The sequence below is a fragment of the Salinisphaera sp. genome (assembly GCF_035690525.1).
Taxonomy (GTDB): domain Bacteria; phylum Pseudomonadota; class Gammaproteobacteria; order Nevskiales; family Salinisphaeraceae; genus Salinisphaera.
Genome location: NZ_DASSKM010000009.1, coordinates 1 through 9,942, shown reverse-complemented (window position 1 = coordinate 9,942; position 9,942 = coordinate 1). Strand labels below are relative to the sequence as shown.

Sequence of the window (9,942 nt, the reverse complement as noted above, 5' to 3'; positions counted from 1 at the left end):
CTGAGTTCGAGCAGGGACAATCGGAAGTCCTGCCAGTCGGCGACCGGCTGTCCCGCCAGTGCGATCACCCGATCCTTGGCCTGAAAGCCGGCGCGCGCCGCGGGACTGTCGGCCTCCGGGGCGCCGAGAATAGGCTTGATGCCGGGCACGCCGAGCAACAGAACCAGCCAATACGCGGCGACGGCGAACAGGATATTCACGCCGGGGCCGGCGGCGACGATCGCAATTCGCCGCCAAGGGTGCACCCGGTTGAAGGCGTAGCGCTTCTCGTTTTCGGCGACCGGCGCCTCGCGCTCGTCGAGCATCTTGACGTAGCCGCCGAGCGGAATCGCCGCAACCCAGTACTCGATGCCGGTCTTGCGGCTGGTCCAACCCGCGATCTTGCGGCCGAAGCCGATCGAATAACGCAACACGCGCACGCCAAGACGCCGCGCCACCCAATAGTGACCGAACTCGTGGATCGAGACCAGAATTCCGATCGCGACGATGAAAGCCGCCGCCGAGATCAACCATTGCGTCATCGGCCAGCGCCTCGCCCACGATTGCGGCCGGCCGAACCGGGCCAAGCCATACCATCGCATCGGTCTTTGTAACGCATTCTACCCCTGATCAGCCGATGAGACGGTGTCGTGGATTAGCCGGTGCAGTGCTCAAGCTGCCCGCAGCACGATGTACAAGCCGATCACGAACCACGGCGCCGCCGCGAGCATGCTGTCGAGGCGATCGAGCACCCCGCCGTGACCCGGAAAGAACCGGCCGCTGTCCTTCACGCCGGCCGAGCGCTTGAACATGCTGAGGGTCAGGTCGCCGACGATTGAAATCGCCGCGATCCAGCCCCCCAACAGCGCCATGCCGAGTGTACGCCAGCCATCCAGGCCCAGCACTAACGCGCCCAGTGCGCCGACGATCATCGCTGCGACCAAGCCGCCGATCGCGCCCTCGACCGTCTTGCCGGGGCTGACCCGCGGCGCGAGCTTATGCCGGCCGAGGGTGCGGCCCGCGGCATAAGCGCCGGTATCGGCCCCCCAGATCATCACGCACAACAGCAACACCAGCAACGGCCCCTCGTCGGCTTGATCGACGTAGGCGACTGCGAGTACCGGCGCGACCAGCACCACCAGCCCCACGATCAAAGCCAACGGACGCCGGCCGAGCGTCGCGTTCCATTCGGCAGGAAACCGCAGCACGAGCCGGACCGCCGCCACCCAGAACAGCGCGGCGAGCCCCAGGATCACGGCCGCCGTGGATGCCGGGCCGCCGGCATCGCGCAGACCGAGCGCGATCGCCATCACGAGGCCCGCAACCAAAACGAAGCCGATACGCCCGCCCGCATCGAGCCGGGCCAGCGCGCCCCATTCCCAGGCCGCGGCGAGCATGAGCACACCCACGGCCGCCGCGAGACCGAGCGCGGGCAGAAACAGGATCGCCAGCACCGTGAGCGGCAACGCCACCGCGGCGGTCAGAACACGGGTGGCCAGCATGCCTTGTTAGCGCTGGACCGCCGGCACCGCCAGACTGCCGAAGCGGCGCTCGCGGCCGACATACCAGTTCAGCGCGTCGTAGAGATGATCCGGGCCGAAGTCCGGCCACAGCACATCGGTGAAATAGAGTTCGCTGTAGGCCAGATCCCAGAGCAGGAAGTTGCTGATGCGGCGCTCGCCGCCGGTGCGGATAAACAGATCCGGCGGGCCGAACGGGCCCAGGCTCAGGCCGTCGTTGAAATGGCTCTCGTCGATCGTCTCGGCATCGAGCTCGCCCTTGCCGCAGGCGCCGGCAAGCTCTCGCGCCCGGCGTACGATGTCCCAGCGGCCGCCGTAGTCGACCGCGATCAACAGTTTGAGACCGGTGTTATCGGCGGTGCGCGCCTCGGCGGAGGCCATTTCGTTGGCGAGCGCGGTCGAAAAACGCGCGCGATCGCCGATGAAATGCATGCGCACGTTGTTCGCGTCCAGCGATGCCAGCTCCTTGCGGATCGTGCGACGCAGCAAATCCATGAGCAGCCGCACCTCCGGGCGCGGTCGCTTCCAGTTCTCGCTGGAAAAGGCGAACAGCGTGAGCGTGCCGACGCCCGTCTTGGAGGCGGTCTCGACGATCTCGTGCGCAACCTTGGCGCCCGCGCGGTGTCCGGCCGCGCGCGGCAGGCCGCGCCCGCTGGCCCAGCGGCCGTTACCGTCCATGATCACGGCCACATGCTCTGGAATGCTCATAGCGCGCCGATCAGACCGTCATCAGTTCCTGCTCCTTTTCCTGGAGCAGGCTATCGATCAATTCGACATGCTGATCGGTGACCTTCTGAACACGGTCCTCGCCGGCGTGCTGGTCGTCCTCGGTAATTTCCTTTTCCTTGACCAACTCCTTGAGATCGGCGTTGGCGTCGCGGCGCACGTTGCGCACCGCGACCCGCGCATCCTCGGCTTCGGCGCGAATCACCTTGACCAGATCGCGCCGTCGCTCCTCGGTCAGCGGCGGCAGCACCACGCGGATCACTTGGCCCGCGGTGGAAGGGTTGAGCCCAAGATCGGCGGTCATGATCGCTTTCTCGACCTTCTGCACCATACTTTTTTCGTAGGGCATGACGCTAATGGTGCGCGCATCCTCGGTGGCCACATTGGCGGCCTGGTTCAACGGCACCTCGACGCCGTAATAATCGACCGTCACATGATCGAGCAGGCTCGCGCTCGCACGCCCGGTGCGAATCTTGGAAAAGTTCTCGCGCATGACGCTCACGGTCTTGTCCATGCGCTGTCTGGCGTCCGCGTAGATATCGTCGATCATCGATTGGCTCTCGTCGTGTTGTTATCGACCAGGGTGCCGACATCGTCGGCGCCCATGGCGATTCGCATCAAGTCACCCGGCCGGTTGATGTCGAACACCCGCAGCGGCATGCCGTTGTCGCGGCACAGCACGATCGCGGTGGTGTCCATCACGGCCAGACGCTGATCTATGACTTCATCGTAGGTCAGATGGGTGTAGCGGCGCGCGTTGGCATCGGTGAACGGGTCCGCGCTGTAGATTCCATCGACCTTGGTCGCCTTCAACATCAGATCGGCGTTGATCTCGATCGCGCGCAGGCTGGCGGCGGAATCGGTGGTGAAGAACGGGTTGCCGGTACCGGCGGCGAAGATCACGACCCGGCCCTTCTCCAGGTGGCGGATCGCGCGGCGGCGGATGTAGTCCTCGCACACCTGATTGATACGGACCGCCGACATCACCCGCGCGTTCAGGCCGGCGTGCTCGACCGCATCCTGCAGCGCGAGCGCGTTGATCACCGTGGCCAGCATGCCCATTTGATCGCCGGTCACCCGATCCATGCCGCGGCCGGCCAGCCCGACGCCGCGGAAGATATTGCCGCCGCCGACCACCAGCGCGACCTGGACCCGGGCCTCGACCAGCTCCCGGATCTCGCCGGCCAGCCGTTCGACCACGTCGGCCGCGATACCGAAATCCGCGCCGCCCATCAGGGCTTCGCCACTGAGCTTGAGCAGGATGCGGCGATAACACGGTCTCGGTTTATCGGTCATCAGCAGGTCATCCCGGTCGGTGGCAAGCAAACGCGCGGATTATGTCACAGTGCGATAAACAACCCGCAGCGGCGCTGAACAAAAACCGGCTGCGAATAGCAGCCGGCTTTTCGGCAGATGCGGTCAGACCGTCTTTTCGGCCTGGGCGCGGACTTCCGCGGCGAAATCCTCTTGCTTCTTCTCGATGCCTTCGCCGACTTCCAGCCGGGCGTAGGCTTCGATCGTCGCGCCGCGCTCGGATACCAGCTTTTCGACCGTCAGGTCCGGATCCTTGACGAAGGGCTGACCCAGCAGCGTGATTTCGCCGAGGAACTTCTTCAGGCGGCCCTCGACCATCTTCTCGATGATGTTTTCCGGCTTGCCGGAGTCGCGGGCCTGCGCCATCAGGATCTCTTTTTCGGCGTTGCGGCGTTCTTCGGGCACGTCCTCGGTCGCCAGATGCGCCGGAGCCGAAGCCGCCACGTGCATAGCCAGATCGCGCACGAGTTCATCCTCGCCGCCGGATACGGCCACCGCCGCGGCAATGCGCGCGCCGTGCGAATAGACATCGATGCGGCCTTCGCCGGCGTTGACGCGCTCGAAGCGGCGCACGCTGATCTTCTCGCCCAGCTTCGCGATCAACGCGCGGCGCTTGTCCTCGACCGTTTCGCCGCCCATATAAAGCTCGCCGAGCGCGTCCACATCGGCGGGTTCCTTTTCCAGCACGAGTTTCGCGACGTCCTCGGCGAACTCGATGAACTCTTCGTTTTTACCGACGAAGTCGGTCTCGCAATTCACTTCCACGAGCACCGCGGCGGTGTTGTCGGCCGAAGTGGCCGCCGCGATGCGGCCTTCGGCGGCCACGCGGCCGGCTTTCTTGTCGGCCTTGGCCAGACCTTCGCGGCGCATGTTTTCCGCGGCCGCGTCGATATCGCCGTCGGTGGCCTGAAGCGCTTTCTTGCACTCCATCATGCCGGCGCCGGTGCGCTCGCGCAGTTCCTTGACCAGGGAGGCACTGATTGCCATGTCTGTTTCTCCGAAATTCGGTCGTTGATACGATCGGTCGTTGATACGGAAGGCCGTGTTACTAATCGGCCTTCTTCGGATCGGATTCTTCCGGTTCCCCGGCGTCGGTCGACGCCACGTCGCCCAGCGACGCGGTCGCACGCGGCTCGGTCTCGCCCTGCGATTCCTGGATCACCGTGTTCTGGGTCACCTTGGAGGCTTCCTGGGCTTCGGCCGGCTTTCCGGGCTCGTGGGCCTCGCCTTTGGCCTGAACCTCGATTACCTCTTCCTCGGCGCCGGTGAATTTGCCCTTGCTGCCGCGGCCGGCGAGCACAGCGTCGGCCGCCATTTCGCTGTAGATGCGAATGGCGCGGATCGCGTCGTCGTTGCCGGGAATAACCACATCGATGCCTTCCGGCGAGCAGTTGGTGTCGACCACGGCCACCACCGGAATGCCCAACTTACGGGCCTCGTCGATGGCGATCTTCTCGAAGCCGACGTCGATCACGAACAGCGCGTCCGGCAGGCTGGTCATTTCCTTGATGCCGCCGATCGAGCGCTCGAGCTTGTCGCGCTCGCGATGCAGGTCCAGGCCCTCGCGCTTGGACAGCTTGCGGATCGAACCGTCCTCGATCATCTGCTCGAGATCGTGCAGGCGCTGGATCGAGTTCTTGACCGTCTTGAAGTTGGTCAGCATGCCACCGAGCCAGCGGTAGTTGACGAACGGCATGCCCGCGCGCTGGGCCTGCTTGCCGATCGCCTCGCGCGCGGCGCGCTTGGTGCCGACGAACATAATGTTGCCGCCGTTGGCCGACAGACGGCTGATATAATTATAGGCATCCTTGATCAGCGGCAGCGTCTGTTCAAGGTTAATGATATGGATCTTGTTGCGGTGGCCAAAGATGTAAGACGACATCTTCGGGTTCCAATAACGCGTGCGATGACCAAAGTGCACGCCTGCTTCCAGCAGCTGGCGCATGCTGATTTCGCTCATGGGTTGTCTCCGGGTTGAGCCTCCGCGCATCCCATGGAACAACCCCTGACCGATTGGGCCAGAGGCACCCTATTCCATGTGTCGATACGCGTGTGTATTTCAAGAATATGAACGGCAAAAGCCGCTCGGACGCTGCGGATTGCCGCAAGCGCGAGCGGTTTATACCATAGCGGCCCTTCACAGGCCACCGTCGCGCTCGCGCGACGTTGTCATTCTGCCACCGGCAAGGATCGAACGCGATGAGCGCGACAATCAAGACGCCCGAGGAACAGGACAAGATGCGCGAGGCCGGACGGCTCGCCGCAGAGGTGCTGGACATGATCGGCGCGCACGTCAAACCCGGCGTGACCACCGACGAACTCAACACGCTGTGCCACGATTACATGGTCGACGAGCTGGGCACCACGCCGGCGCCGCTCAACTACAACGGCTTTCCGAAATCGGTCTGCACATCGATCAATCATGTGGTCTGTCACGGCATCCCCGGCGACAAGAAACTCAAGCGGGGCGACGCGCTCAATATCGACGTTACGCTGATCAAGGACGGCTTCCACGGCGACAGTTCGCGTATGTATTTCGCAGGCGAGCCGTCGATCAAGGCCCGGCGGCTGTCGAACGTGGCCGAAAAGGCGATGTACATCGGCATCGAGCAGGTCAAGCCGGGGGCGACGCTCGGCGACATAGGCGCCGCGATCCAGAAATACGTCGAATCCGAGCGCTGCGCGGTGGTGCGCGAATATTGCGGCCACGGCATCGGGCGCGGTTTTCACGAAGAGCCGCAGGTTCTGCATTACGGCAAGACCGGCACCGGTATGACGCTGGAAGCCGGCATGACCTTTACCATCGAACCGATGGTCAACGCCGGCAAACGCCAAGTGAAGCTGCTGCCCGACGGCTGGACGGTGGTGACCAAGGATCACTCGCTGTCCGCGCAATGGGAGCATACCGTGCTGGTCACCGCGGCCGGCGTCGAGGTGCTCACACCGAGCCGACTGGCCGCGGCCTGAGATGATCCCAGGTCCGCCCGTAAACGAAGTCGAATCGGTCGGTCTGACCGATTGGGACGGCTTTCTCGATCGGGTCTGGGCGCTTGATATCGGCGATGCGGAATCGGTTCGCGCCGTACTCGAAGCGGGCCAGGCGCATATCGCCGATGCCTTTCGCCAGGGCGAATCGATCACCCGTCTGGTGCGCGCGCGCTGCGAGATCGTCGACGCGGTGCTGGTGCACGCCTGGCGCGAACTGGTCGCCACCGACAGCGCCTGCCTGGTCGCGGTCGGCGGCTACGGTCGCAACGAACTGCTGCCGCAGTCCGATATCGATCTGCTCGTCCTCTATCGGCACAACCAGCTCGATACCGTCGCCCCGGCGCTGGAAAGCTTTCTGATCTATCTATGGGATCTGGGCCTGGAAATCGGGCATAGCGTGCGTTCGCCGGCGGAATGCGCCGAGCTGGCCGCGGACGATATCACCATCATGACTAATCTGATGGAGTCGCGGGTGCTGGTTGGCGATCCGGCGCTGTTCGCCCGTATGCGGGCCGCAACCTCCGCCGAGCATGTCTGGTCGTCGGCCGATTTTTTCAACGCCAAGGTCGAGGAACAAGCCGCGCGCCACGCCCGCTACGACGAAACCGCCTACAAGCTCGAACCCAACGTCAAGGAATCTCCGGGCGGGCTGCGCGATATCCAGACCATCGCCTGGGTCGCCAAACGGCAGTTCGCGGCCCATACGCTCGACGGTTTGGTCGACTACGGCTTTTTGAGCCGGCGCGAATTCTCCGAGCTGCATCGCGGCCAGGCGTTTCTTTGGCGCGTTCGCTTCGCCCTGCATATGCTCACCGGGCGCAACGAGAACCGCCTGCTGTTCGATCATCAGATCCAGATCGCGCACCTGCTGGGCTACGACGATGCCGAGAACACCCTCGCGGTGGAGCGCTTCATGCAGCGCTATTACCGCAATATCAAAGCCTTGTCTGCGTTAAACGATGTATTGCTTCAACTTTTTTCCGAAGCGATCCTGCACGCCACCGACGACGAGCGGCCGCGTCCCATCAACGATCGTTTCCAGGCTCGGCACGGCTTCATCGAGGTCGCGCATGAGAGGGTCTTCATCGAAACCCCCAGCGCGCTGCTCGAGATCTTTTATCTCATGGAGACCCGCCCCGGGCTGATCGGCATCCGCGCCCGCACCTTGCGCCTGATGCGCCGCGACCGTCGTCTGATCGACGATTCGTTTCGCAATTCATTGCATTGCCGTCGCCTCTTCACAGAGATTCTACGCCAGCGCAGCGGCGTGACGCGGGCGCTGCGACGGATGAATCGCTACGGCATCCTGGGGCGTTACCTGCCGAAGTTCGGCCAGATCATCGGCCGCATGCAGTATGACCTGTTCCATACGCTGACCGTGGACGAACATACGCTGTTCGTGATGCGCAACATGCGTCGGCTGGCGTTGCCCCGCTTCAACCACGAGTTGCCGTTCGCCAGCGCGCTGATGCAGGGGCTGAACAAGCCGCAGATCCTTTATATCGCCGGGCTCATGCACGACATCGCCAAGGGCCGCGGCGGCGATCATTCGGAACTCGGGGCACAGGATGCGCGCGAGTTCTGCCAGGCCCACGGCATTTCCTCGGACGACACCGAGCTCGTCTGCTGGCTGGTGCGCCGCCATCTTCTGATGTCGATGACCGCCCAGCGCCGCGATATCAACGACGTCGAAGTCATCAATGAATTCGCGCGCGAGGTCGGTTCGCGCGAACGCCTGGACCGGCTGTTCCTGCTGACCGTCTGCGATATCCGCGCGACCAATCCGGATCTGTGGAACTCCTGGAAGGAAAGCCTGCTCACCGATCTCTACAACAACGCCCGGCGAGCCCTGGAGCGCGGCCTCGACGATCCGCTCGACCGCGATGAACTGATCGCCGAGACACGCAGCGCGGCGGCCGCCATCCTCACCCGCAACGGCGTGAACACCCCGCATTTCAAGGCGCTCTGGGCACGCTTCGATCCCGAATACTTCCTTCGTCACAGCCCCGACGAGATCGCGCGCCAGACCCGCGCCATCGTCCGGCACGGCGATGATCAGACGCCGCTGGTATCGATCACCGACATCGCCGATCAGGGCAGCACGCTGTTCGTCTACATGCGCGACCGCGACTATCTGTTCGGCGTAACCACGGGCGTGCTCGCCCAGCTCGGCCTGTCGGTGCACGACGCCCGTATCAACACCACCAGCGACGACTACACACTCGACACCTACATCATCGCGGAAAGCGACGGCCATCCGGTGCGCGATGTCTATCGGTATCGCGAGGTCGAATTAGCCCTGGCCGACGCGATCGCCGACCCGGCCGTCGAAAGCATCGATGTCACCCGGCGACAGGGCCGGCGCAACCAGTATTTCAACGTGCCGACCCAGATCTATTTCACCCAGGCCGCCGAGCGCGACTGTACGGTGATGGAAATCATGACCGCCGATCGCCCGGGCCTGCTGTCGATCATCGGCGACGTGTTCCGTCGTTGCGGCATCCTGTTGGAAACCGCCAAGATCGCGACCATCGGCGCCCGCGCCGAGGATGTCTTCTTCATCACCGACCGGCAGCAAATGGCCATTCGAGACGACGACATCCTGCGCGAACTGCGCGCCGTGATGACGGCCGAACTGGATCGGTCCGACAACTGAGCGCGTCTCTAGGCCTGTTGCCGTTTCATACGATCCCGCGCCGCCGCCCGCCGAGGTTTGAGGCGGCGGCCGATACTCTCTTTGCCGCGCCAGCCGGCATAGCCGCTTCAGGTCTGAATGTAGGCCACGTGGGTACGGGTGTATTCGTACAGCCCATGCTTGCCGTCGGCGCCGCCGATGCCGGATTTGCCGGCGCCGGCGTGAAAACCCTGCATGGCCTCGAAGTTCTCGCGATTCACATAGGTCTCGCCGTATTCCAGTTCCCGACAAGCCTTGAGCGCGGCGTTGAGATCGCGCGTGTAGACGGATGAAGTCAGGCCGTAGTCCGAATTGTTGGCCAGCGCGACGGCCTCATCCAGATCGTCGACCACCTGAATCGGCAGCACAGGCCCGAAGATCTCGTCTTTCATCACGTCCATATCGGGCGTGCAGGCCGCCAGAACGGTCGGCTCGTAGTGGTACCCCTGCCCCAGATCGGCGACTTGACCGCCGGTGAGCACCTCGGCGCCGGACTTTCTCGCCGAATCGACCATCGACGCGACCTTGTCCAGACCTTCCCGGTTGATCAGCGGGCCCATGTCGACCGACGGATCGGCGCCCGGATCGCCGTATTTTGTGTCCTTCATCGCCGCGACCATCTTGGTCTGGAAGGCCTCGGCCACGCCGCGCTGTACATACACCCGCTCGGCGCAGTTGCAGACCTGGCCGGTGTTGATGACGCGCGAATCCTTGATCGCCTTGACCGCCAGATCGAGATCG

Annotated in this window: 10 protein-coding genes; 2 read left to right on the top strand and 8 right to left on the bottom strand. The window is 63.9% G+C overall.

Annotated elements, in window-relative coordinates:
- The 7 genes from VFJ08_RS00685 to rpsB form a co-directional block, all read right to left on the bottom strand.
- A partial coding sequence (locus VFJ08_RS00685; protein ID WP_324994116.1) for a site-2 protease family protein occupies positions 1 to 521 on the bottom strand: 521 nt, incomplete at its 3' end.
- A 129-nt stretch (positions 522 to 650) separates the two neighbouring features.
- Positions 651 to 1,481: a phosphatidate cytidylyltransferase gene (locus tag VFJ08_RS00680; protein ID WP_324994114.1), complete on the bottom strand. Its 831-nt coding sequence runs from the start codon at positions 1,479 to 1,481 to the stop codon at positions 651 to 653.
- 6 nt (positions 1,482 to 1,487) lie between these two features.
- Complete coding sequence (gene uppS / locus VFJ08_RS00675) at positions 1,488 to 2,207, bottom strand: polyprenyl diphosphate synthase (protein ID WP_324994112.1); 720 nt, start codon at positions 2,205 to 2,207, stop codon at positions 1,488 to 1,490.
- A gap of 10 nt (positions 2,208 to 2,217) precedes the next feature.
- Complete coding sequence (gene frr, locus VFJ08_RS00670) at positions 2,218 to 2,775, bottom strand: ribosome recycling factor (protein ID WP_324994110.1); 558 nt, start codon at positions 2,773 to 2,775, stop codon at positions 2,218 to 2,220.
- Complete coding sequence (pyrH, locus tag VFJ08_RS00665; protein WP_324994108.1) at positions 2,772 to 3,521, bottom strand: UMP kinase; 750 nt, start codon at positions 3,519 to 3,521, stop codon at positions 2,772 to 2,774. Before pyrH ends, frr begins: the two co-directional genes overlap by 4 nt.
- Positions 3,522 to 3,644: 123 nt before the next feature.
- A complete protein-coding gene (tsf, locus tag VFJ08_RS00660; protein WP_324994106.1) occupies positions 3,645 to 4,526 on the bottom strand; it encodes a translation elongation factor Ts in 882 nt (293 codons plus the stop codon).
- Positions 4,527 to 4,587: 61 nt separating this feature from the next.
- Positions 4,588 to 5,499, bottom strand: a complete 912-nt coding sequence (gene rpsB / locus VFJ08_RS00655; RefSeq protein ID WP_349256920.1) for a 30S ribosomal protein S2 — start codon at positions 5,497 to 5,499, stop codon at positions 4,588 to 4,590.
- A 239-nt stretch (positions 5,500 to 5,738) separates the two neighbouring features.
- Between rpsB and map the strand changes: the two genes are divergently transcribed.
- Both map and glnD read left to right on the top strand, forming a co-directional pair.
- A complete protein-coding gene (map, locus tag VFJ08_RS00650; protein WP_324994104.1) occupies positions 5,739 to 6,506 on the top strand; it encodes a type I methionyl aminopeptidase in 768 nt (255 codons plus the stop codon).
- Position 6,507: 1 nt separating this feature from the next.
- Complete coding sequence (gene glnD / locus VFJ08_RS00645) at positions 6,508 to 9,183, top strand: [protein-PII] uridylyltransferase (protein WP_324994102.1); 2,676 nt, start codon at positions 6,508 to 6,510, stop codon at positions 9,181 to 9,183.
- A 107-nt stretch (positions 9,184 to 9,290) separates the two neighbouring features.
- On the opposite strand, the gene VFJ08_RS00640 is transcribed toward glnD, so the two are convergent.
- The coding region (locus VFJ08_RS00640; RefSeq protein ID WP_324994100.1) for an aldehyde dehydrogenase family protein at positions 9,291 to 9,942 on the bottom strand (652 nt) is incomplete at its 5' end.